Consider the following 21,959-nt stretch of genomic DNA (forward strand, 5'->3'; position numbering starts at 1 on the left):
CGTTCGTTCGGAGAGATTTCCATGCGTCATATCGCCATCGTCGGATCGGGTCCGGCAGGATATTACACGGCGGAGGCAGCGCAGAAGGCTTGGGGCGATGACGTCCGCATCGACGTTATCGACAGCCTTCCCGTACCATATGGATTGATACGAACCGGGGTGGCTCCCGATCACCAGTCTATCAAGGGCGTAGCGCGAAGGTATGAAAAGACCGCGCTGACGCCGAATGTGCGCTTTGTCGGCAATCTGACACTGGGCCGTGATTTGCAGATCGACGAATTGCGCGATCTGTACGATGTCGTGGTGCTGGCTACCGGCGCGCCGAACGACCGGATGCTCGGCCTGGCCGGGGAAGATCTCGGTAACGTTTTTGGCAGTGCGGCGTTTGTCGGATGGTATAACGGGCACCCACAATTTGCTGATCTCGACCCTGACCTTTCGGGACGGCATGCCGCCGTAATCGGAATGGGCAATGTCGCACTGGATGTGGCGCGTATTCTGGCCAAGACTCAAGCCGAGTTCGATGGCGCGGATATTGTCGATCACGCATTGCGTGCCCTGATTGCGAGCAAGGTTGAAACGATCACCATAATTGGCCGGCGCGGACCGCATCAGATATCGATGACGCCAAAGGAATTGGCCGAACTAGGCCAGCTGGAACGAGCGGTGCCGTATGTGGACCCGGACGACTTCCCGGACGAAGGCGACGATGCCATGCTGGAGCCGGGACTGCGTAAATCGGTAACCCTTCTGCGCGATTACGCTGCTGCCCCGCATCATATCCGTGCAGAAAAGCCCATTGCCATCGAATTCGATATGTTCGCCAGCCCGGTCGCCTTTCGCGGAGACCATGGTCGTAAGGTCGTGTCCGGCGTCGAAGTCGAACGAACACAGGTCATAGAAGGGCGCGCAGTCGGGACGGGCGAAACCTATGTCGTCCCGGCCGATCTTGTTGTCACCTGCATTGGATACCGTACTTCTCCGATCCCCGGGGTCCCGTTCGACGAACGCATGGGACGGTTTGCAAACGATACGGGCCGCATCCTGCCCGGCCTGTACTGCGTAGGCTGGGCACGCCGTGGGCCTACGGGAACCATCGGCACAAACCGCCCCGATGGGTATGCGCTGGTTGACCTTATCGTTGAGGATATCGCCTCCGGGCTGGTTGGCCGCAGCAAACGCTCCGGACGCGATGGGCTCGACGCGTTAGCCAAGGACCGCGAGTTGGAGCTCGTCACGTTCCAGGATTGGAAGAAGATCGAAGAAGCCGAGGCCGCGGCAGCACGCGACGGGGCGCCGCGTGAGAAGTTCGTCGATATCGAAAGCATGATTGCAGCGCGCGGAGATTGAGGCTGCGCCGAGAATTCACCAAGCCAAGGGCGGAACCATGGTTCTTCCGAAACGTCGGCTAATATATAATATGTTAAGGGCCGACGCGGCGAAACGATCGCGCGACCTTGCCACGGGAGAGTATATCGATGGCCATCGAATTGGAAAACGAAGCTGCACAATCTACCAGCGCGCTGGGGCCGCTGGTTGGCCTGACGCGCGAGGATATTTTTGGCGCGGTAGCGGTACTGCTGCGTGAAACAGCTTCTAACCCAGCCCGGTTGATGCGTCATAGCCAGGCGATGGGCAGCGATATGCTGAAAATCATGACCGGCCAAAGCGATCTTGCCCCCGATGCCAAGGACAAACGTTTTCGCGATCCCGCTTGGCAGTACAATCCGTTCATGCGGGCTGGCGCCCAATATTACCTCGCTGTGCAGAAAGGTATGGCGAACTGGATCGACGAACTGGAGCTGGACGCGCTGGAGAAGGACCGCGCGCGGTTCATATCGACCATCATTATTGATGCGCTCGCACCCACCAATACGCTGGCGGGCAATCCCGCAGCCCAGAAACGCGTGATCGACAGCGGCGGCATGTCGATCATCAAGGGACTGAAAAACGCCTATACCGACCTCACCAAGAACAAGGGCATGGTCAGCCAGGTCGACAAGACTCCGTTCGAACTTGGGAAGAATATCGCAATCTCGAAAGGTTCGGTAGTGCTGCGGACCGAGATGATGGAGCTGGTGCAATATGCGCCGACCACGGACGAAGTGTACGAAATCCCTCAGCTCACCATCCCACCGCAGATCAATAAGATGTATATCAACGACTTGAGCCCCGATAAGTCGGTGGTGAAATGGCAAGTCGATAATGGCATCCAGACGTTCGTTATCTCGTGGCGCAATCCAACCAAGGAACAGGGCCATTGGGACATGGCCGATTACGTCCGGTCCTGCCGCGAGGCGATGGAAGCGGTTGCCGATATCACGGGTGCGAAGAAAGTGAATGTCTCGGCCGGGTGCTCGGGTGGGCAAACGGCAACCATGCTGGCCAGCAAGATGGCGGCCGACAAGGACGATCTGCTCGGAACGCTGACGCTGATGGTGTGCGTTCTGCACCCGAAACAAGACGATATAGAAGCCGGCTCGCTGATCAGCGAAAATGGCTTGCAACTGGCTCGACAACGGGCTGCGAAGCAGGGGATCATCAGCGGGGATAGCCTGTCCCGCAGCTTTGCCTGGATGCGGCCGAACGACCTCATCTGGAACTACGTCATCAACAATTACCTGATGGGCGACGATCCGCCCGCTTTCGACGTGTTGTTTTGGAACGCAGACGCAACCAACCTGTCCGCCAGCCTGATGGGTGATTTCCTGACCGTTTTCGAAACGCTCGCCTTTACCAAAAAGGGCGAGGTCGAAATGGCGGATCACAAGATCGACCTCAGCAAGATTACTGCCGACCTTTTCATTCTGGGCGGCGTGACAGATCACATCACTCCGTGGAAGGCAACCTACCGTTCTACCCAGCTGTTCGGCAGCAAGGACGTGACCTACGTGCTAAGCCAGTCCGGTCACATGCAAGCGATCCTGAACCCTCCCGGCAATCCGAAGGCGAAATATTTCGTACAGGAAAAGAAGGGCAGACTACCTACGACAGCGGATAAATGGCTCGAGGGAGCAACGGAAGTTGCTGGTAGCTGGTGGCCGTTCTGGATGGAATGGCTGCAAGAACGTGCCGGCAAAAAGACGAAAGCACCGGCCAAGCTGGGGAATGCAAAACACAAGCCGCTGGACCCCGCCCCCGGTCTGTATGTACTGGAACAGTGCTGACGATAGGTACGCGGCATTCGCCCACGCCGATCTTTCGCCATAAACGGGTCTTTTGCGCAGACCGCTTCTAAGGATCGATATGCTAGCCGCTAAAAAGTCCCGCCCCTTGCCCAAAGGTGAGGAAATGACTGCCGTCGTTTCGTTAGAAGAGGTTTCCGGCCGGACATTACGGGTCGCTCGCTGGCGTATGGATGAACCATCCGACCATCCGCCGGTGTTGTTCTTCAACGGGATCGGCGCGAATATCGAAGCGGTGGCTCCGCTGGCCGAAGCGATGACCGATCGCGCCTTCATCATGTTCGACATGCCGGGCACGGGCGAAAGCCCTGATCCGACGATCCCCTACAACCCTTTCACGATGAGTTGGACCGCGGCCAAGCTGCTGGACCGGTTCGGGCTGGACGAGGTCGATGTTATGGGCGTGAGCTGGGGCGGAGCGATGGCGCAGCATTTCGCGCTGCAGCATCCGAAGAAAACCCGTAAACTGGTTTTGTGCGCCACCACGGCGGGCATGCTCATGGTGCCCGGCAATCCGGCAGCTTTTACTAAAATGGCCAATCCGCGCCGCTATATCGACGCCAATTACATGAACGAACATTTCGCCACACTATATGGCGGGATGACCAAAGATGTGGCCGACAAGAAGAGCCATATCGGCCGGTTGAAGCCTCCCTCACCGCGCGGTTACATCTACCAGCTTCTGGCGATGATCGGCTGGACCAGCCTACCCGCGCTTCCTTTTATGTCGAAAGACACGCTTATCATGATGGGCGCGGACGACCAGATCGTGCCGCTGATCAACGGCAAGATCCTGAACCGTATGATCCCAAACTCGGTGCTGGAAGTCTTCGAGGGCGGCGGCCATCTGTTCCTGCTCACGCATGCGGAGGAAAGCATCGCCATGCTGAGGGAATTTTTGGTGCCCCTCGTTAATGAAGAGCCGGCGGCAGCTTAAGAATTCGGCAGTTGTGCGAGAACACTATAGCTCGATGATGATACCCTTGGCCGGGTCTACGGTCCCTGCCACCATCGCTTGATACGCCTCGCGAGCCTCGGCAATACCGCGATGCCGTTCTATTTCGACCGTGCCAGCTGCGTCTTGCAGGAACGCATGCCAGCTCTGCGCGATGTCCTGCCCGAACGCGGCTGACCCTGATTGCTTGATGGCTGCGACCGCATGGTCCGGCGCGAAGAACAAGACGGGTTTCGGACCCGGCAGATCAGTCGCTCCGCCCAGCCCGCTACCGCGCTCGTCGATATGGGTCGCGCCCACCAGGCAGGAATATTTCAGCGCATCGCCCAAAGTTGTATGAATATCGGCCAACAATTTCGCGTTACCTGCAAAATCCACGACCACGCTGGGCCGCTGCTGCAGTTCCGCTATTGCCTCGTAGGGCAGCACCTCGTCGTAAAGGCCAGTACCACGCACAAAATCCACATTCCCAGTCGAAGTCAGGCCAATGCGCTTTGTTTCAGGCGAGCGATGTTTCGCCACACTGGCACAGCCCAATGCCGTTTTTGACGAAGCGCTGGTCATCAATACCGCGTCTGCCCCAAACCAGCCTTCGCGCCGCATGAAGCTTTCGATGAGGAAGCCGGTCTTGAACAACGGACCGAATAGCATCCGCTCCGCTTCACGCGAAGGATCATGTTCCGGATCGGCCGCGAGACGCGAATACTGATTGTAGATCGGGCTCATTGGTTGACGATGTTCGGCTATGTCGACGAAGCCACTTTCGCTCACCTTGCCGGGCAGGACATCCAGATGCGTACCCATCGGCAGGTAACCGTAAACGCGCTCACCGGTCGCGAATTGCGGGTGATTGGTTTCGATAACCTGGGCATGGCCCCAAACTGGTACAATGCCTTTGTCTGCAGATGCCGGAAAGAAATTCCAGTACCCGAACCCATCACCCACGACCGCATAAGTGATATTGTTCGCGGTGATGGAGAAGCTTTCGATCGCCAGCCGTATCGCATCCGCCGCCAACGCGTTCTGCGAAACTTCGTCGGTTTCGGCCTGTGTCAAATCAGCTTTATCGACATAAACGGCTTCTGATGCGGTTTGCGGCATGGAAGGCTCCTGTGGTGATCCAGCAAGCTAGCCCACGTCACCTGCGTTGGCGAGCGCCGACCCGCATGACGGCGGCACTATCGGCGAAAAATCGTCAGACCCGCATCGGCATTAGGACGTAGAGCGCCGGGCTGTTGTCATCCTTACGAATCAGTGTCGGGGCGCCTGCATCGGCCAGATGCAGTTCCACCGTATCGCTGTCGATCTGGGCGAGAATGTCCTTCAGGTAATTGGCGTTGAAGCCAATTTCCAAAGCCTCGGCCCCGTAATCGGCAGCGATTTCCTCGGCAGCGGTGCCATTATCCGGGCTGGTGACGGACAGAGTGACCTTGTCCTTGTCCACGCCCATCTTGACCGCTCGCGTTTTCTCGGTCGCGATTGTGGCGACACGATCGACGCCTTCGAAAAAGCTGCGCGGATCGAGCTTCAATAGCTTGTCGTTTCCGGTCGGGATCACGCGGCTGTAATCCGGGAAGGTGCCGTCGATCAGTTTGGAAGTGAGGATAACCCCGCCCTCCCCGCCCAAAGTGAAACGTATTTTGCTGGCGCTGAGATCGATCTGCACATTGCCTTCCATTGATTCGTCCAGCAGCTTCCGCAGTTCCGCCACCGCTTTGCGCGGGACGATTACATCGGGCATTCCCTCCGCGCCGTCGGGCCGGTCGAGCGTGAAGCGGGCAAGACGGTGGCCATCGGTCGCAGCCGCCTTCAGGACGGGCTTGTCTTCCTCCGACACGTGCAGGAAAATGCCGTTCAGGTAGTACCGCGTTTCTTCTGTTGAAATGGCGAACCGGGTGCGGTCGATCATCTCCGCCAGCAGCTTGGCCGGTAGTTCGAAACTGGTCGGCAGATCGCCTTCCGCGATCATCGGAAAATCGTCACGCGGCAGGGTCGGTAGCTGGAACCGGCTGCGTCCCGCCTTGACCGTCATACGGTTGTCGGCGGTTTCCAGGCTGACCTGGCTGCCGTCCGGGAGCTTGCGGGCGATATCGAATAACAGATGTGCCGACACCGTAATCGCGCCAGGCGTGTCGACCGATGCTGCCGCCATGTTCTCGACCACCTGCAAGTCCAGGTCGGTCGCCATCACCTTCAGCGAACCGGCCGCGTCCGCATCGATCAGAACATTCGACAGGATGGGAATGGTGTTGCGACGTTCAACCACGGATTGCACGTGGGACAAGCACCGCAGCAATGTGGCGCGTTCGATGGTAGCCTTCATCAGATCCCCCTTGGCATGACCGGGGACGGCGCAAAATCGCCGCGCGCGCCCGGTGACGCTGCGAAAAACGGTTGGCTCATCCTTAGCGGGGTGCGCCTATGCGGCAAGCGGATGCTGCACTGCGCCCGCGAGATTTGCGGGTAAGTTGGGGATAATTTCCGATGTTCACGTGCTGTTCCGCGCACAATCGAAAGTCCTCACCCGAGCATCGCCATCCCGCCATTCACATGCAGCGTCTGACCGGTGACGTAACCTACTTCCTTGCTCGCAAGATAAGCCACTGCTGCACCGATATCGTCGCCTTCGCCCATACGGCCCATCGGGATGCGGGTATTGATCGAGCTTTTCTGATCTTCGGTCAGTTCTTCGGTCATGGCGGTCCGGATAAAACCTGGCGCGACGCAATTGACGGTAATTCCGCGCGTCGCCAGTTCCTGCGCCAGCGATTTGGACATACCGGTAAGTCCTGCCTTTGCCGCGACGTAATTCATCTGCCCGGGATTGCCGGTCGTACCCACCACGCTAGTAATGGAGACGATTCGGCCAAATCTGGCCTTCATCATCGGGCGCGCGGCGGAACGCATTAGCCGGAACGCGGCGGTAAGGTTTACCTGCAGCACCTGCTCCCACTCTTCATCCTTCATGCGCATGGCCAGATTGTCACGCGTGATACCGGCATTGTTCACCAGAATGTCGATACTTCCCAGCGTGTCGACCGTAGCTGGTACAAGCTCGTCCACCTGATGCGAATCCGACAGGTTACAGGTAATCTCGACATGATCGCCGCCAACTTCCGCCTGCAATTGTTCGCGGAATATGCGCAGCTTCTCGCCATTGGATCCCGACAGCGCCAATCGCGCGCCTTGCCGTGCAAGGGCGTAGGCGATGGAGGACCCGATGCCCCCGCTGGCGCCTGTAACAAGTGCGGTCATTCCTTTGAGCGAAAACATCGGCAGCGCATCCTTCTGGTGGAGCAAGAAACTATCCACCGCCTAGGCCCTGGCGCTGGGCCGGGTCAATTGTCCGAAAGATTCGCACCCCGACCACGTGCATGTTCCGGTGCAAAGTCCACCCGGCGGCGCTCGGTAATCTGACCATTGGTCAGACGACCCTCTACAAGCTCGTATCCGAGCAAAGCAAAAATGCGATTGCCAAGGAATATCGGACGGGCATTGCCATACCAATCCACGCACGAAGCCTTGCAGCCGTCGTCCTGTGCGCGGCGACGGTAAGCTTCCAATTGACCAACCGGTGACAATTTGCGCTTGTCGCGTGACAGGAACATGATGGCCGAACCGGAGCCAAGGAATGGCGTCGGGCCGTAACCTGCCGGTGGGGGCGGAGGCGCGGGTGCTATTGGCATACTGCTGTTTGGCCCGGGCATCGAAACCGGCGGCGGAGGCGTAGTATCCGATGGGCGGGGAACACGGCGCTGCAACATTACCGGCAGACCCAACAGTCCGCTGTCGCCGGTTCTATCATTGGTATTCGGGCGGTAGAAAAACGCCTGACTGCGGTTCTCGCCTTCCGCTGCGCCGGGCAACATGAATGTATCTTCGAGCCGCGCCTTGCCGGTCGCGGCGTCGAGGGCGATTGCGGAGAAGCCGAGCGCACCTGCAGTGTCCATCCCGATCGCCACGCCGTCACGGCCCATCAGGTTCAGGCGGCTAACACCATGCGGCATTGCGATCCGCTGCACATCCTGTCCACCTAGTGGAACCGCAAAGAGCGTCTGCTCTACGCCGGGGTCACGCGGGTTCTCGCCGCTGTACAGAAGGTGCCGCCCTACGAAGCGGTTCTGGAACGAAGAGTCAGCAGGCCGGGGCAGGCTGCGATACAGGCTATCAGCCGCGCTTTCGCTACCGTCGCCGAAGCTCTCCAAGGGCAATCGCAACAGCGCCACATCGCCGCCACTCACTTCCGGGCCCCACATTGCATCGCCTCGTGAATTCCCCCGCACGACCACGTTCAACACGCGATCGGAGCCATCTTCGCGGAACGAGAACTGGTCTACCGGCGCGCCACGTACCTGCAGCGCTTGAGGCGCCGAACCATCGAGCGGCATCCGGTAGAGCCAAGCTGGCTGCGCATCCTCTCCCGACCGGTAATGATCGTCCGTTCCGGTCCAGACATAGACTGCGTCCTGCGAAACGTAGAAGCTGCGCCCCCATCCACCGTACACACCGTTGGTGCTGCAATCGAACTCCCGCGCACCAGGATCGCATTCGGTGACCGTGTGTAGCGTACTGACGGAGGAACGCCTGTCCGTACGGATAGGCGCCGGGACATAAAGATCGCTTGGCCCGGCAATAGGCGCGAAGTCCGGCTCTGCGCCGCTGTCAACGTCCTCCAGTACCGCAAGCCCTGGCACGGCGTCGCGCCAATCCCGCCCCCACCAGATCGGCAGTGGCGCATACAAAACCAGCCGATCACCGATCAGTCGAGAGGCGTAATTCCGCGACGAATAATAATCGGCAGAGCGCAAATAGTGCGTATCGCGATAGGAAAGCCCGCCATTCGAGGCAATGTCGAAACGGCTGATTTCCGTGCCTGAATTGCCGTAGGAATAACCGATTACCACGACCATATCGCCCGCAATTAGCATTTCGTCATACCAAGTGTCACCGGGACGCGGGTCACCGGGTGGGAAGGCGTCGATATAATCAACCGGGGTCAGGGCATTCCCGCCGACTTTTACGGTAAACAACCGTCCGCGCCGCAACACGACCAGATGATCGCCATGCGTTTTGACGATGCCACCTTCGTCGACACCTGCCTCTTGCACATTGGTGATTTGTTCAGCACCCGCCTGCCGCGGCGTAACCTGTTGAGAGACCGGAGGTGGTGGCGGCAAAGCCATAGGTGCCGACGCGGACTCCTCGACATCTACTGAAGCGACCCACCCCGACCCGTTCTTATGTCGATCAAGGAACGCGACAAGGGCTTCCTCGCTCTCGAACGCGGCCATGGCCTTGTCGGCCGATCCCGGCGGCGGCAAGTCGACTTTGGAGCAGGACCCAACAATCATCAGCCCGCCGATGGCGGCAGATATAAGTACGGTAGAACGAATCATTGGACGCATGAGCACTCTCCCCATGCTCGATGATACAATATTACATAGATTTAGCCAAAGCCTCGATGTCGTCCATGGAAACGACGCTCGTTACCTTGGCTTCGGGAGCAATACGCCCAATCATCGGACCAAGCACTTTGCCGCCCAGTTCGACGAAGTGTTCGATACCAGCCGCCTGCATTGCCAGGACGCTTTCCCGCCACCTGACACGGCCCGTAACCTGATCGACCAGTAACCTCTGCACTTCCGCGGGTTCGGAAGCGCGGGCCGCGGTCACGTTCGCGTAAACTTGCAACCGCAAAGGACGCGGACAGGTTTCATCCAGGGCTTGCTGCATCCGGTCAGCCGCAGGCTGCATCAGCGAACAGTGGAAAGGAGCCGAAACAGGCAATTTGATACCGCGCTTGATATCAAAATCACGAACCATGGAGATGGCGCGCTCGATGGCTCCGGTGTGGCCGGAAATGACGACCTGCGTCGGATCGTTATCATTGGCGACAGCGCAGACTTCACCATCTGCCGCCGCATCGGCCAAAGCCTGCGCCTTCTCGATATCCGCACCCAGCAGCGCCGCCATCGTGCCCTCGCCCACAGGAACGGCAGCCTGCATTGCCTGCCCGCGGATTTTCAGCAGCCTTGCGGTGTCTGAAAGATTGAAGCCGCCCACGCTGGCCAGCGCGCTGTATTCTCCCAAGGAATGCCCCGCTACCGCTTCCCCGCGGTCAGACAGATGGATCGATCCTTCGCGCTCCAGCACGCGCACGATTGCAAGCGAATGAGCCATGATCGCGGGCTGAGCGTTTTCGGTAAGGGTCAGCTGGTCTTCCGGCCCGTCACGCATGATCGCAAAAAGCTTCTGCTCTAAAGCGTCATCGACTTCTTGAAAGGTTTCGCGGGCGGTGCTGCTGGCGGCGGCAAGTTCGCTGCCCATGCCGACTTTCTGGCTGCCCTGCCCCGGAAATACGAATGCGATCATCTGAACTGTCCCACCATGGCTGTATGCCGGCGTGGCTAGGTCGCGGCGGCGGGGCTGGCAAGCCCGAATGGCACCACGCGGTTATCGACAGTATGCCCGATTTGCGCCCGGCCAAGATAGGGAATGCCCATCCGCGCACACCAGTATTGCGCGATTTCTTCCGCCGACTGCCCAAACTCGCGGTCGTTTTCCGGAACAGCAGTGATCGCGCCCAGCCGAATGCCCGCAATCCCGGGTTCGAGCAGATTGGTTAGCTGGAAAAACAGGCGGTCAACCGCGTAAAGGTGCTCGCTCACTTCCTCCACCATCACCACATGGTCTGTCACGTCCGGCATCAGCGGCGATCCGGCGACCATGCATAGAGTGATGAGATTGAATGCGACTGCGGGCGTCTTTCCATCCAACGACGGTTCTAGCCCACTGGTATCGCCAGCGAACCAGCGCAGCGAGCGTCTCACGCCCTCCCGCCCGCGTTCGCTGCGTGCGCTGACCGGCATCGGGGCGTGGACGCTCTGCCCGATATCATGGCGATACAGCGCGGCGAGCAGGTATCCGCAATCCGAAAAGCCGGCATAGGTTTTCTGCCGCGCATGTTCGTTCATGAAACTGATCGCTGCCTGCGCGATGCGGTTTGAGCCGTACCCGCCCTTGGCAAACCAGACGGTGTCAAAATTGGGATCGTTGGCGCAATCCACCAACGCTTCGGCCCGCAGCGCGTCGGGGCCGGCAAAATGACCGTCCACCGCGAAACATTGCGGGTGGAATTCTACAGAATGTTCGGGAAACTCCTCGGCCACCAGGTTCTGCAGCGCTTCGGCATGGGATCTGGTGATAGGCGTTGCGGGGGCGCAGATGGCGATGCGTGACATTTGCATACCCTAGCACCACCTTCACAAGATGCGAGCGTTTGCGTAGGCGCGTTCTCCAGCACGCCATCGTTCCACTCCACCGTGCACGGGCGGAGACATGCGAACTTCAACGGAAAATCAGATGACCAACCTCACCGACCAACCTTTCTTTTTCTGCGGCATCGGCGGGTCGGGAATGCTGCCGCTGGCGCAAATCCTGAAAGGTCGTGGGGCGGAGGTGGCAGGGTCCGACCGTAGTTTCGACCAAGGCCGCACACCGGCCAAGTTCGCGGCGCTGGAACGGCAAGGCTTCCAGCTGCACCCGCAGGATGGCAGCGGTCTAGTGTCGGCAAATCAGATTCTGGTCGCTAGCGCCGCGGTCGAAGACAGCGTCCCCGAAGTCGTACGTGCGAAGGAACTGGGATGCCGGCGGATGACCCGCGCGGAGTTGCTGGCGGCGCTGTTCAACGATGCCCAAACCAGCGTCGGCATTGCCGGCACCAGCGGCAAGTCGACAGTGACCGGAATGCTCGGCTGGATACTGGCGGATGCGGATCGCGATCCCACGATAATGAATGGCGCGGTGATGAAGAACTTCGTGACGGAGAACCGCCCTTTCGCCAGCGCGCAGGTGGGCAAGGGAGATGCGTTCGTATCCGAGGTGGACGAAAGCGACGGGTCCATTGCCCTGTACGAACCGGCGGTCGCAGTGCTGTTGAATGTCAGCCTGGACCATAAGAGTATGGATGAATTGCGCGACTTGTTCGGCGCGTTTCTCGCCCGCTCCGGCCATGCGGTCGTCAATGCCGACGATAAAGAAGCGTTCGCGCTGGTCGCCAAGGCTGGCGGCGAAGTGACCACGTTCGGAATTGATAATGGCTGCGCCACATTAGTGGTGAAGGACGGCAGCATTGTGGATCGCGGGATGGAACAATCAACCATCGTGATTGATCGGCGCAGCGATAAGGAACACCGGCTCGATCTGCCCGTGCCCGGACGCCACAACTTGTCGAACGCGTTGGCTGCGCTGGCTGGTGCTCAGGCTGCCGGAGTGTCGCTGGCGGACGGCGTGGCTGCGTTGGCGCAGTTCAAGGGGCTGGCGCGCCGGTTCGAGATCGTCGGCAGGGCGAACGACATTACGGTCATCGACGATTTCGGGCACAATCCGGAAAAATGCGCGGCCACTTTACGCACGCTGAAAGCTCAGCCCGGCCGGGTCATCGCGTTTTTCCAGCCGCATGGTTACGGCCCGCTTCGCCAGATGGGGCGTGAACTGGCAGAAACTTTTGCGGCCGAACTGGGTACCGATGACGTGACGATCCTGTGCGATCCGGTTTACTTCGGCGGCACGGTTGACCGCAGCGAAGGCAGTGAGCGCATCGTAACGCTGATCCGCGAGGCTGGCGGCACAACGGAATACATCCCGAGCCGTGCGGCAAGCGGCGATCGGATGGTCGAGCTGGCCCAGCCGGACGATCGCATTGTCATCATGGGCGCGCGGGACGATACCCTCAGCGCATTTGCAAAGGGCGTGCTTGAACGGTTGTAACGCCGGCCACGTTCTCGATCGACGTTCTGCTCAATGCGCTTCGCTCGCGCCGACCTTGAACACCTTGTGCAGAACCACCGCTATGATCGCGCCCACCACCAATGCCAGCACCGCCGATAGGGCGGCGTAAGTCATCCAGCCCAGAAACCCGCCGAGCGATCCGGTCGTGGCTTTTAGCGCTTCCTCGATCCCGTGCGTCGCATCGTATAATGTGTGGAAGCCCAGCTCGTGCGTGCCATGCAGCAGAATGCCGCCGCCGACCCACAACATCGCAATGGTGCCGATAAAACTAAGCGCCTTCAGCAGATAGGGTACGAAAGCCACCAATCCGCGCCCGAAACGCTGCGCCAGCTCAGACCGCTTCTGCGCCAGGTGCAGACCGACATCATCCATCTTCACAATGATCGCCACTGCGCCATACACCACCACGGTCACCACGATCGCGACAAGAGCCAGTGCGAGACCGCGCTGCCACCACACATCCAGATCGATTTCGTTCAGAGTAATGGCCATGATTTCGGCCGAAAGTATCAGATCGGTGCGGATTGCGCCCGATATGCGCTGTTCTTCGAATGCTGCAAGATCCTCGATTGGATCGTCCAGCGTCTTGCCGTGCTTCGCCCCGCCGAGCTTCTCCAGAACCTTTTCCGCCCCTTCATAAGCCAGGTACAACCCGCCCATCATGAGGAAGAATATGATCGCACCGGGCAGAAATTCGCTCAGCAAGATCGCGCCGGGCAGCAGGATCAGTAGTTTGTTTTTGAAACTGCCCTTCGTAATGTCCCAAATGATCGGCAGTTCGCGCGCAGGCGACAGCCCCGTAACGTAGCTTGGCGTTACTGCCGCATCGTCGATCACCACACCCGCCGTCTTCATACCGGCGCGGCTGGCGGCCACGCCGATATCGTCGACACTCGCCGCTGCTACTCTTGCAATAACCGCCACATCATCGAGCAGCGCAACCAATCCCCCGGGCATTCCAATTCCTTTTAAGTTTGTGCGCGCCTGATGCCCGCCGCTTCGCTGCCATGCAACAGTGCTTCTCACGGGCCTTGCTGCTTGCTTTCCCGGCATATTCCGCTATGCGCCCCTCTTCCCTGAACACAGGGACACTCAAGAAAGCCGGAGGGGCCCCGCAATCCCGCGGATCAGCCAGCGATCGGCATTGAAATGTGAAAGGAAGCGAGATGGCTCTATATGAGCATGTCTTTCTCGCGCGTCAGGATCTGAGCCAGTCTCAGGTCGACCAGCTGGCCGCAACCGCCACCGAAATTGTGGAAGCGAACAAGGGCAAGGTCACCAAGACGGAGACCTGGGGTCTCAAGAACCTCGCCTATAAGATCGACCGTAACCGCAAAGCGCACTTCGTCCTGCTTAACATCGATGGCCCCGGTGTCGTCGTGGAAGAGCTGGAGCGGCAGACCCGCATCAACGAAGATGTCATTCGTTACATGACCGTCCGCGTGGAAGAGCACGAGGAAGGTCCGTCCGTGATGATGCGCAAGAACGACCGCGACCGCAAGCGTCGCTCCGACCGAGAGGACCGCGACTGATGGCCCGTCCATTTTTCCGCCGCCGCAAGACTTGCCCGTTTTCGGGCGAAGGCGCACCGACGATCGATTACAAAGACGTACGCCTGCTTCAGGGCTTCATGTCTGAACGCGGCAAGATCGTGCCGTCCCGCATCACCGCCGTTTCTGCAAAGAAGCAGCGTGAACTCGCCAAGGCTATCAAGCGTTCGCGCCAGATCGGCCTTCTGCCCTTCATCGTGAAGTAGGAGACAGAATATGGATATCATTCTCCTCGAACGGATCGAGAAGCTGGGCACCATCGGTGACGTCGTCACAGTGAAAGATGGCTACGCCCGCAATTTCCTGCTTCCACAGAAGAAGGCCCTTCGCGCTAACGCCGCCAACAAGCAGGTGTTCGAAGCGAACAAGGACCGTCTGGAACAGGAAAACGCGGAACGCCGCAGCGAAGCCGAAAAGGCTGGCGAAAAGATCGACGGCACGGAAATCGTGCTGATCCGCCAGTCCTCCAACTCCGGCCAGCTTTACGGTTCCGTCAATGTGCGCGACATCGTGGCCGGTCTGGAAGACAAAGGTCATTCGGTCGACAAAAAGCAGGTCGTGATGGGCAGCCCCATCAAGACCATCGGCATGTTCGACGTGAACGTGGTGCTACACCCTGAAGTTCGCATTATCGTGAAGGCCAATGTGGCCCGCTCCGACGACGAGGCCGAATTGCAGAGCCAGGGCGTCGACGTGATGGCCGCCATGTTCCAGGACGAACAGGCAGCCGAAGGCGGCGAAGGCTTTACCGAAACGGTCGATCCCACGCTGGAGCCGGGCGAAATCCCCGCCGATATGCTGGAAGACGGCGTGAGCAACGAAGATGGCGAAACCACCACCGAAGCGCTGATCGAGGCAACCGACCCCGACAACGCCTGAGGCGATTAGCTTTGCCGACAAAAAAGGGGCGCGAACCTGAGTGGTTCGCGCCCCCTTTTTCTATGGGTATACCCGCGAGCGCGATGCAGTTGTCACGGGAAAGTCAGCCCTTCCCTTTTGTTTTCGTTTTGCCGGTCTTTGCATTGGCTTCGATGAACTCGATAATCTGCCCGGCTATGTCCTTGCCAGTGGCGTTTTCGATGCCTTCAAGGCCAGGCGAGCTGTTCACCTCCATGATGACCGGACCGTGGTTCGACCGCAGCAGGTCCACGCCGCACACGTTCAGCCCCATTGCCTTTGCAGCGCGGACGGCGGTAGAGCGTTCTTCCGGCGTAATCTTGATCAGCTGCGCGCTGCCGCCGCGGTGGAGGTTGGAGCGGAATTCGCCTTCCGCGCCCTGACGCTTCATCGCCGCAACCACCTTGCCGCCGACCACCAGGCAGCGGATGTCGGACCCGCCCGCTTCCTTGATGAATTCCTGCACCATGATGGCGATGTTCGCGCCGCGAAACGCTTCAATAATAGATGCACCGCCCTTCAAGGTTTCGGCCAGTACCACGCCGATGCCCTGCGTGCCTTCCAACAGCTTGATCACCACCGGTGGACCATTCACCGCCTTGATGATTTGCTCCGCCTGCTTGGGATCGTTGGCATAAGCCGTCAGCGGCAGGCCGAGGCCGTATTTGGCCATGATCTGGGTTGAGCGCAGCTTGTCGCGGCTGCGGCCAATGGCCACGCTTTCATTCAGAGACCATACGCCGCCCATTTCGAACTGGCGCAGCACGGCAAGGCCGTATGCGGTGATCGACGCACCAATGCGCGGAATGACCGCCTCGTATCCACCGAGCGTTTCCCCGCGGTACATGACCGTCGGGCGGTGACTTGCGATGTTCACCGTGCAGCGCGTGGTGTTGAGTATGTCGAGCGTATGGCCCCGCGCCTCCGCCGCCTCCACCAGCCGCTTGTGCGAATAGAGGTTCGGATTGCGGGCGAGCATGGCGATCTTCATGGCAGTTTCCTCAAGTGGAGCGTAAATTCAGAATTGCAGCGCGTTCGTCCGGTGCGCTTTGCAGGTAAGAGCGCCCGGAATCCACCAGGAACCTGCGCCGTAATGCGGTACGGCCGACCAGTATGGGGAATTGCATTTCGCTGCGGTCGGCCAGACTGAACTCGACCGGGAAACTGCTGGCACCCAGCTGCATCATGGTCTTGATGATGTGCCGTTCCTGCCCCTCCCCGTTCGAACTCGTCACGGTGCGGCGGTCGGCGCGCTTTACTTCGAGCGTAACGGGTTCGCTTTGCCCGTCGCCGATATCGAGCAGAAAGCGCAGCCAGTGATGGCCGTCCTTGTCGAAGCTCTCGATTTCCGTCGCGTGGAGCGATGACGTGCGCGCGCCTGTATCGATCTTGGCCGGAATGCGGCGACCACACAGATCGGGAAGAGTGACCAATTCCCGCCACCCGACCCGCTGTGTAGTCTTGCCAATACTGGCCCCGGCGACATCGCCTGGCGCAGGGCTGCCAGTGCTTACCACCCGGTCTGCTTGCCCTTGTTCTGCTCGTCCAACCATGCCTGCAGCGGCGCGAAATATTCCAGCAGTGCCGTGCCGGTCATTTCGCGCGTGCCGGTAAAGGCTTCCAGCGCATCGGGCCAGGGCTTGGACGCGCCCATTTCGAGCATGGCATTGAGGTTCTTGCCAACATCCTCGTTGCCGTAAAACGAACAGCGATGCAGCGGACCTTCCCAGCCAGCCTGATCACACGCAGCCTTGTAAAACTGGAACTGCAGAATGTGTGCAAGGAAGTAGCGTGTGTAAGGGGTGTTGCCGGGAATGTGATACTTCGCGCCCGGATCGAAAGCGTCAGCTGGACGCGCCACCGGTGGGGTCACTCCCTGATATTCGCGCTTCAGATCGTGCCAGGCGTCGTTGTAGGTGGCTGGCGCGATGGAGCCATCGAACACGCCCCAGCGCCATTTATCGACCAGCAGGCCAAATGGCAGAAATGCCACCTTATCCATTGCCTGCCGCAGCAACAGGCCGATATCCTTGTCTGCGCTCGGTACACGCTCCCTGTCCAGCATGTCGATCTGCACGAGATATTCGGGGGTAATGCTCAAGGCAATCATGTCACCGATGGCTTCGTGGAAGCCGTCGTTCGCGCCATTGAGGTGCAGGTAGTCCTGCTTGTTATAAGCGCGCTGGTAGTAATTGTGGCCAAGCTCGTGGTGGATCACCGTGAAGTCTTCGGCGTTTTTCTTGATGCACATCTTGATGCGGATATCGTCCACCTGGTCGATGTTCCACGCGCTGGCATGGCAGACCACTTCGCGGTCGGCAGGTTTGGTGAACTGGCTGCGGTCGTAAAAGGTTTCAGGCAGGGGATCGAAGCCGAGCGAGGAGAAGAATTTCTCACCCACGCGAACCATTTCCACCTCGTCGATGCCTTTTGCGGCGATGAGGTCGGTCACGTCATAACCGATATCGCCTGCGCCGGCCGGGGCGACCAGAGGGTAGATGCTGCCCCAGCTTTGCGCCCACATGTTACCGAGCAGATCGGCACGAATGGCACCGGTCGCAGGCTGCACTGCATCGCCGTGCTTTTCATTCAGCTTCGTGCGGACATAGGTGTGCAAACTGTCGTACAGCGGCTTTACTTCCTGCCAAAGCCGCTCCGTTTCGGCGGCGAAATCGTCGGCCGGCATGTCATAACCGCTGCGCCACATCGCGCCGACATCGGTGAAGCCAAGTTCTTTTGCCCCGTCATTCGCGATGGCGACCATGCGCGCATAGTCATCCTTCATCGGTGCACCGACATTTGTGTGCCAACTGGCCCACATTTCCGCCAGTTCGGCAGGCGTCCGGTCGAGATTGCCCATCTCTGCCTCGATGTCCGAGCCGTTGATCGGCTCGCCGTTCAACACGCCCTTGCCCTTGCCATATTGCGAATTCAGCTTGGTCGCGATTTCGTTCAACTCGACTGCCGCCCCGTCCGTGGTCGGGGCCGGCAGAACGATCATATTGCGCAACATATCGAGCTTACGCGCGACTTCGGCATCGAGCCCGGGAACCTGCGCGTATTTGGCTGCTTCCAAAGCGTAATCGACGCTTTTGGTCGTACCCTCGGCGCCGATTTCCGCCGCCATCGCGTCGGTGTCGGGCGTAATGTAGGTCGCGTTGACCCAATAGATGCGGCTGGCGCGGATCGAGTAACCCAGCATGTCCTTTTCAACCATGTCCACCCATGCGGCTGCGCCCGCAGGTGTCATTGGGTAGGTAGCGCTGGCAGTGTCCTGCGCCATGGCGGCCGATATAGAGTGCGCCAACGGCTGCACGACTTCCCCGGCAGATGCGGGCGCGGCGATGCCGACGGCCAAGGCGGCAAGCGCGGATGTAGGGATCAGGGCGGACCGTTTGAAAGCGGCAAGGTTCATGAATGCATCCTCTGAAACTGCGGGCCGATAGTGTCAGCCTTCGTGCCTATCGGTCTGGACCTCAACCGCGCCTTAATCAAGCATCGCGGGCGTGTGGGTACGGACAATCGACAGGGTAGTTACGCTTGGCAGGGCGCCAGTGGCTACCCCTTCAGGTAGTCCACCAGCGCGCGGCCCAGATGCGGCTTGGTGACGGAGCCCATATGGGTGCCGGGCACGGTAGCATGACTCGCATTCGGCAAGGCTTCGGCCAACGCATCGGGCGAGCCATTGTCCCGGTCCTCATCCCCGCACAGGACCAGGGTCGGCATGGTCAGCGCGGCCAGGTCTTTAGGCGCGGTATCGCCCACCGATTGCAACAGCAAGCGCGCGGCCTTCCGATCAATCTTCTGCGACTTCATAAACGCAACGGAATAGAACGCCGGATCGCCGTGCTTCACGCTATCGAACCGGTCGATCGCATCGATGAAAAACGCCGCGCGGTCGTTCCAGCCGGCCAACCCCTCCAGCCCCATGCCAGCAAGCACCAGCCGGCGCGGTCTCAGGCCGCCGATAACGGCCCGCACCGCCGTCCGCGCGCCGAGCGAGAAGCCGACCAGATCGTACTGGTCGAGCCCCAGCGCCTCGACCACGGCAAGCGCGTCCAGCATCAGCACATCGGGCGGATAATGCGCAGGATCATGCGGCGCTCCGCTTTGCCCATGAGCGCGCAGATCAGGCATAATCGCCTCGAACCCGGCATCGGCTAACGCCTGCGCGTGGCCGAACTTCATCCAGTTCATGGTGGCATCGGAAAACAAGCCATGAAGGAGCAGCACCGGCCTGCCTGCACCCAGTCTGTGAATGGTCAGTTCGACACCGTCGAAGGATCGGATGGTCTCGTGCCGCGCGGTATCGTTCATCGTTCGGCCAGCCCCTTTTCGTTCATGCGCCACAGTACCATTTCGATGCGATCTTGCCCAAAGAACGGTTCGCCGTCGAATACCAGGGTTGGCACGCCCCAATGGCCGGCCTCTTCCAAAGCCTGCTGGTTAGCCGTTATTTCCGCGTCGAGCGTTGCGGCATCGGTTTCGGCCGCCTGCTCCATGCTCGTCCAGCTCAATCCCGCGCTTTCGGCGGCGCGTTGTAAGTGATCGCCTTCGTGCCACCCGGCGGTCCCGCCCCAGATCTGACGTGCCGCTTCGTCGGCGAAGGCGAGGCCTTTGCCATGCCGCGCGGCCACCTGACCCAGCCTTGTCAGCCAGTGGATGTGCGGTTGGTCCTCGGCGATCTTCCGCGTTGCCATGTCCTGTTTCACGGGATCAGGGTTCGGAGCGGCAAATGGTATGTCGTGAAAGGCGGCCACCCGGACCATGTCGCGCATCGTGTAGCCGAGCCAGTTCGGGTGGTTGCGTTCGAAGAAATCGGGCTGGCGGATGGCCAATGGATAGACCGGGCGCAAAGCGATCTCGACGTCGAACATGTCAGCAAGCGCGCGATAGCGCCCGATCGCGAGGTAGCTGTAGGGCGAACGAAAGCTGAAATAGAGTTCGGCGTGTAAGGTCATTCGCGCGCAGTCCTTATTATCGAAAGAAGCACTGCTGCCCGGCATACAAGGCCGTGACCGCTCCGCCGTCGGTAAATCCACCATAGGCATCCCCCACCGTGAATTCTTCGCCCAGCGAGCTGCCCTCTATCGGGAAGTATCCGGCCTGCTGTTCCAGCGAGGTCCGGGTCATGCCGAGCGCCACTCCGCCTTCCAGCGTAATTCCGGTCGCTGGGCCGCGCAGATACCATCCGACCAGTTTGCCATCCTGATAGTTCACTGTCAGGCCGCTACCGTAGCGGGCGCTCTCCATCGGGCCTGACCCACATTCAGGCATCTCGTCGTAATCCTGCGCTTCGCCCAGAGCCGCCGTCAACGCGCGCTGCGCCGGCTCTCTCTCGCTCGAAAACGAAATGCCGATGCGGCCAGCTGTGATCCCCGTGCCGGAAAGGCGGACCTCGTTCTGCGCGACCGGCGCTGGCTGGGCCGCTCGCTGCTGGCGTTCAAGCGGCGATGGGGCATCGCTGCCGCAGGCGCTCGCCAGCGCCAGCGCTGAAGCAGCCAGAGCGATACGGCACAAGCTCACCTTTACCCCTTCTGCAAATGTTTACGGCCAAGCAACTCCGCAATCTGCACTGCGTTCAATGCTGCGCCTTTGCGCAAATTGTCGCTGACGCACCATAGCGTAATGCCGTTTTCAACCGTGGGGTCATCGCGTACGCGGCTGATATAGGTGGCGCTGTCGCCCGCACATTCGACTGGGGTGACGTAGCCCTCGTCCTCGCGCTTATCGATCAGCATGATGCCCGGTGCTTCCCGCAAGATTTCCTGAGCATCCTTTGCCGACAGTTCGTTTTCAAATTCGATGTTGATCGCTTCGGCATGGCCGACGAAAACCGGCACGCGTACGCAGGTTGCATTGAGCTTGATCTTGGGATCGAGGATTTTCTTGGTTTCGACCACCATCTTCCACTCTTCCTTGGTGGAACCGTCATCCATGAAAACATCGATATGCGGGATGACGTTGAAGGCGATCTGCTTGGTAAACGTTTCGGGCAGCACCGGATCGCCTACGAAAATGGCACGGCTCTGCTGGAACAGTTCGTCCATGCCCGCCTTTCCAGCGCCGGATACGGATTGGTAGGTCGATACGATCACGCGTTTGATAATCGCGGCATCGTGCAACGGCTTGAGCGCCACCACCAGTTGCGCGGTCGAACAGTTGGGATTGGCGATGATATTGCGCTTTTTATACCCGGCAATGGCGTCCGGGTTCACTTCCGGTACGATCAGCGGGACGTCCGGGTCCATCCGGTAAAGCGAACTGTTGTCGATTACGACGCAGCCAGCCGCGGCCGCCTTGGGCGCGTATTCCTTCGCCGGACCACTTCCGGCCGCGAACAAGGCGATATCCCAACCAGCAAAGTCGAAATGTTCGATATTGCGGCATTTCAGCATCTTGCCGGTATCGCCATACTCCACTTCGCTACCGTGGCTGCGGCTGCTGGCTACCGCTGCAATTTCGTCCAGCGGAAACTCGCGCTCCGCCAGAATCTGCATCATTTCGCGCCCGACACTTCCCGTCGCGCCGACCACAACCACTTTGTAACCCAAAATCATTCTCCGAAAACCGGCCAACCAT

At 59.7% G+C, this 21,959-nt stretch carries 21 protein-coding genes; 7 read left to right on the forward strand and 14 right to left on the reverse strand.

Annotated elements, in window-relative coordinates; genetic code table 11:
• Positions 1-21: 21 nt before the first annotated feature.
• The 3 genes from HME9302_RS06635 (at position 22) to HME9302_RS06645 (ending at position 4,122) form a co-directional block, all read left to right on the forward strand.
• On the forward strand, positions 22-1,350 hold the full coding sequence (locus HME9302_RS06635) for an FAD-dependent oxidoreductase (RefSeq protein ID WP_115367541.1): 1,329 nt from the start codon (positions 22-24) through the stop codon (positions 1,348-1,350).
• 128 nt (positions 1,351-1,478) lie between these two features.
• Positions 1,479-3,167 (forward strand): PHA/PHB synthase family protein, encoded by a 1,689-nt coding sequence (locus tag HME9302_RS06640; RefSeq protein ID WP_115366369.1) that lies wholly within the window; start codon positions 1,479-1,481, stop codon positions 3,165-3,167.
• 124 nt (positions 3,168-3,291) lie between these two features.
• Positions 3,292-4,122, forward strand: coding sequence for an alpha/beta fold hydrolase (locus HME9302_RS06645; protein WP_230079902.1), 831 nt, complete (start codon positions 3,292-3,294; stop codon positions 4,120-4,122).
• Positions 4,123-4,146: 24 nt separating this feature from the next.
• Here HME9302_RS06645 and HME9302_RS06650 read toward each other — a convergent pair whose 3' ends face one another.
• From HME9302_RS06650 to HME9302_RS06675, 6 genes are all read right to left on the reverse strand, one after another.
• The gene (locus HME9302_RS06650) at positions 4,147-5,241 is read right to left on the reverse strand and encodes a DUF2855 family protein (protein ID WP_115366371.1); all 1,095 of its coding nucleotides are present in this window, start codon (positions 5,239-5,241) and stop codon (positions 4,147-4,149) included.
• 94 nt (positions 5,242-5,335) lie between these two features.
• Positions 5,336-6,463, reverse strand: a complete 1,128-nt coding sequence (gene dnaN, locus HME9302_RS06655; protein WP_115366372.1) for a DNA polymerase III subunit beta — start codon at positions 6,461-6,463, stop codon at positions 5,336-5,338.
• A gap of 197 nt (positions 6,464-6,660) precedes the next feature.
• Positions 6,661-7,413, reverse strand: coding sequence for a 3-oxoacyl-[acyl-carrier-protein] reductase (fabG, locus tag HME9302_RS06660; protein WP_115367542.1), 753 nt, complete (start codon positions 7,411-7,413; stop codon positions 6,661-6,663).
• Positions 7,414-7,478: 65 nt separating this feature from the next.
• Positions 7,479-9,545, reverse strand: a complete 2,067-nt coding sequence (locus HME9302_RS06665) for a beta-propeller domain-containing protein (RefSeq protein WP_181815706.1) — start codon at positions 9,543-9,545, stop codon at positions 7,479-7,481.
• Positions 9,546-9,576: 31 nt separating this feature from the next.
• Positions 9,577-10,512: an ACP S-malonyltransferase gene (fabD, locus tag HME9302_RS06670; protein ID WP_115366374.1), complete on the reverse strand. Its 936-nt coding sequence runs from the start codon at positions 10,510-10,512 to the stop codon at positions 9,577-9,579.
• Between the two features lie 35 nt (positions 10,513-10,547).
• A complete protein-coding gene (locus HME9302_RS06675; RefSeq protein WP_115367543.1) occupies positions 10,548-11,381 on the reverse strand; it encodes an LD-carboxypeptidase in 834 nt (277 codons plus the stop codon).
• A 121-nt stretch (positions 11,382-11,502) separates the two neighbouring features.
• Here HME9302_RS06675 and HME9302_RS06680 point away from each other — a divergent pair, with 121 nt between their 5' ends.
• Positions 11,503-12,909 (forward strand): UDP-N-acetylmuramate--L-alanine ligase, encoded by a 1,407-nt coding sequence (locus HME9302_RS06680; RefSeq protein ID WP_115366375.1) that lies wholly within the window; start codon positions 11,503-11,505, stop codon positions 12,907-12,909.
• 30 nt (positions 12,910-12,939) lie between these two features.
• On the opposite strand, the gene HME9302_RS06685 is transcribed toward HME9302_RS06680, so the two are convergent.
• Positions 12,940-13,887, reverse strand: coding sequence for a DUF808 domain-containing protein (locus HME9302_RS06685; RefSeq protein ID WP_115366376.1), 948 nt, complete (start codon positions 13,885-13,887; stop codon positions 12,940-12,942).
• Positions 13,888-14,096: 209 nt separating this feature from the next.
• Here HME9302_RS06685 and rpsF point away from each other — a divergent pair, with 209 nt between their 5' ends.
• Genes rpsF through rplI form a run of 3 tightly spaced genes read left to right on the forward strand, consistent with a single transcriptional unit; the run spans position 14,097 to position 15,359 of the window.
• Positions 14,097-14,462 carry a 30S ribosomal protein S6 gene (gene rpsF, locus HME9302_RS06690; protein ID WP_115366377.1) on the forward strand — a complete coding sequence of 122 codons (366 nt, stop codon included), beginning with the start codon at positions 14,097-14,099 and terminating at the stop codon, positions 14,460-14,462.
• The gene (gene rpsR, locus HME9302_RS06695; RefSeq protein ID WP_115366378.1) at positions 14,462-14,686 is read left to right on the forward strand and encodes a 30S ribosomal protein S18; all 225 of its coding nucleotides are present in this window, start codon (positions 14,462-14,464) and stop codon (positions 14,684-14,686) included. The genes rpsF and rpsR overlap by 1 nt, the downstream gene beginning before the upstream one ends.
• A 10-nt stretch (positions 14,687-14,696) precedes the next feature.
• Positions 14,697-15,359, forward strand: coding sequence for a 50S ribosomal protein L9 (gene rplI, locus HME9302_RS06700; RefSeq protein WP_115366379.1), 663 nt, complete (start codon positions 14,697-14,699; stop codon positions 15,357-15,359).
• A gap of 103 nt (positions 15,360-15,462) precedes the next feature.
• On the opposite strand, the gene rimK is transcribed toward rplI, so the two are convergent.
• From rimK to HME9302_RS06735, 7 genes are all read right to left on the reverse strand, one after another.
• Positions 15,463-16,368: a 30S ribosomal protein S6--L-glutamate ligase gene (rimK, locus tag HME9302_RS06705; RefSeq protein ID WP_115366380.1), complete on the reverse strand. Its 906-nt coding sequence runs from the start codon at positions 16,366-16,368 to the stop codon at positions 15,463-15,465.
• Between the two features lie 10 nt (positions 16,369-16,378).
• Positions 16,379-16,894, reverse strand: coding sequence for an ATP-dependent zinc protease family protein (locus HME9302_RS06710; RefSeq protein ID WP_230079903.1), 516 nt, complete (start codon positions 16,892-16,894; stop codon positions 16,379-16,381).
• Complete coding sequence (locus tag HME9302_RS06715; protein ID WP_115366382.1) at positions 16,888-18,792, reverse strand: M2 family metallopeptidase; 1,905 nt, start codon at positions 18,790-18,792, stop codon at positions 16,888-16,890. The genes HME9302_RS06710 and HME9302_RS06715 overlap by 7 nt, the downstream gene beginning before the upstream one ends.
• A gap of 143 nt (positions 18,793-18,935) precedes the next feature.
• Positions 18,936-19,694, reverse strand: coding sequence for an alpha/beta fold hydrolase (locus tag HME9302_RS06720; RefSeq protein ID WP_115366383.1), 759 nt, complete (start codon positions 19,692-19,694; stop codon positions 18,936-18,938).
• The gene (locus tag HME9302_RS06725; RefSeq protein ID WP_115366384.1) at positions 19,691-20,338 is read right to left on the reverse strand and encodes a 2-hydroxychromene-2-carboxylate isomerase; all 648 of its coding nucleotides are present in this window, start codon (positions 20,336-20,338) and stop codon (positions 19,691-19,693) included. Before HME9302_RS06725 ends, HME9302_RS06720 begins: the two co-directional genes overlap by 4 nt.
• Positions 20,339-20,354: 16 nt before the next feature.
• Positions 20,355-20,897 carry an aspartate-semialdehyde dehydrogenase gene (locus HME9302_RS06730; protein WP_147270781.1) on the reverse strand — a complete coding sequence of 181 codons (543 nt, stop codon included), beginning with the start codon at positions 20,895-20,897 and terminating at the stop codon, positions 20,355-20,357.
• Positions 20,898-20,905: 8 nt separating this feature from the next.
• On the reverse strand, positions 20,906-21,931 hold the full coding sequence (locus tag HME9302_RS06735) for an aspartate-semialdehyde dehydrogenase (RefSeq protein WP_115367544.1): 1,026 nt from the start codon (positions 21,929-21,931) through the stop codon (positions 20,906-20,908).
• Positions 21,932-21,959 lie beyond the last annotated feature (28 nt).

It is taken from the genome of Alteripontixanthobacter maritimus (genome assembly GCF_003340475.1).
Classification (GTDB): domain Bacteria; phylum Pseudomonadota; class Alphaproteobacteria; order Sphingomonadales; family Sphingomonadaceae; genus Alteripontixanthobacter; species Alteripontixanthobacter maritimus.

Bases quoted from the DNA above. Each gene is read 5' to 3' on its own strand.
- HME9302_RS06715 (WP_115366382.1), bottom strand. From the start codon at position 18,792: ATGAACCTTGCCGCTTTCAAACGGTCCGCCCTGATCCCTACATCCGCG.
- HME9302_RS06725 (WP_115366384.1), bottom strand. From the start codon at position 20,338: ATGACCTTACACGCCGAACTCTATTTCAGCTTTCGTTCGCCCTACAGC.
- HME9302_RS06650 (WP_115366371.1), bottom strand. From the start codon at position 5,241: ATGCCGCAAACCGCATCAGAAGCCGTTTATGTCGATAAAGCTGATTTG.
- HME9302_RS06685 (WP_115366376.1), bottom strand. From the start codon at position 13,887: ATGCCCGGGGGATTGGTTGCGCTGCTCGATGATGTGGCGGTTATTGCA.
- rpsF (WP_115366377.1), top strand. From the start codon at position 14,097: ATGGCTCTATATGAGCATGTCTTTCTCGCGCGTCAGGATCTGAGCCAG.
- HME9302_RS06680 (WP_115366375.1), top strand. From the start codon at position 11,503: ATGACCAACCTCACCGACCAACCTTTCTTTTTCTGCGGCATCGGCGGG.
- fabG (WP_115367542.1), bottom strand. From the start codon at position 7,413: ATGTTTTCGCTCAAAGGAATGACCGCACTTGTTACAGGCGCCAGCGGG.
- fabD (WP_115366374.1), bottom strand. From the start codon at position 10,512: ATGATCGCATTCGTATTTCCGGGGCAGGGCAGCCAGAAAGTCGGCATG.
- HME9302_RS06635 (WP_115367541.1), top strand. From the start codon at position 22: ATGCGTCATATCGCCATCGTCGGATCGGGTCCGGCAGGATATTACACG.
- rimK (WP_115366380.1), bottom strand. From the start codon at position 16,368: ATGAAGATCGCCATGCTCGCCCGCAATCCGAACCTCTATTCGCACAAG.
- HME9302_RS06675 (WP_115367543.1), bottom strand. From the start codon at position 11,381: ATGTCACGCATCGCCATCTGCGCCCCCGCAACGCCTATCACCAGATCC.
- HME9302_RS06665 (WP_181815706.1), bottom strand. From the start codon at position 9,545: ATGCGTCCAATGATTCGTTCTACCGTACTTATATCTGCCGCCATCGGC.
- rpsR (WP_115366378.1), top strand. From the start codon at position 14,462: ATGGCCCGTCCATTTTTCCGCCGCCGCAAGACTTGCCCGTTTTCGGGC.
- rplI (WP_115366379.1), top strand. From the start codon at position 14,697: ATGGATATCATTCTCCTCGAACGGATCGAGAAGCTGGGCACCATCGGT.
- HME9302_RS06640 (WP_115366369.1), top strand. From the start codon at position 1,479: ATGGCCATCGAATTGGAAAACGAAGCTGCACAATCTACCAGCGCGCTG.
- dnaN (WP_115366372.1), bottom strand. From the start codon at position 6,463: ATGAAGGCTACCATCGAACGCGCCACATTGCTGCGGTGCTTGTCCCAC.
- HME9302_RS06720 (WP_115366383.1), bottom strand. From the start codon at position 19,694: ATGAACGATACCGCGCGGCACGAGACCATCCGATCCTTCGACGGTGTC.
- HME9302_RS06645 (WP_230079902.1), top strand. From the start codon at position 3,292: ATGACTGCCGTCGTTTCGTTAGAAGAGGTTTCCGGCCGGACATTACGG.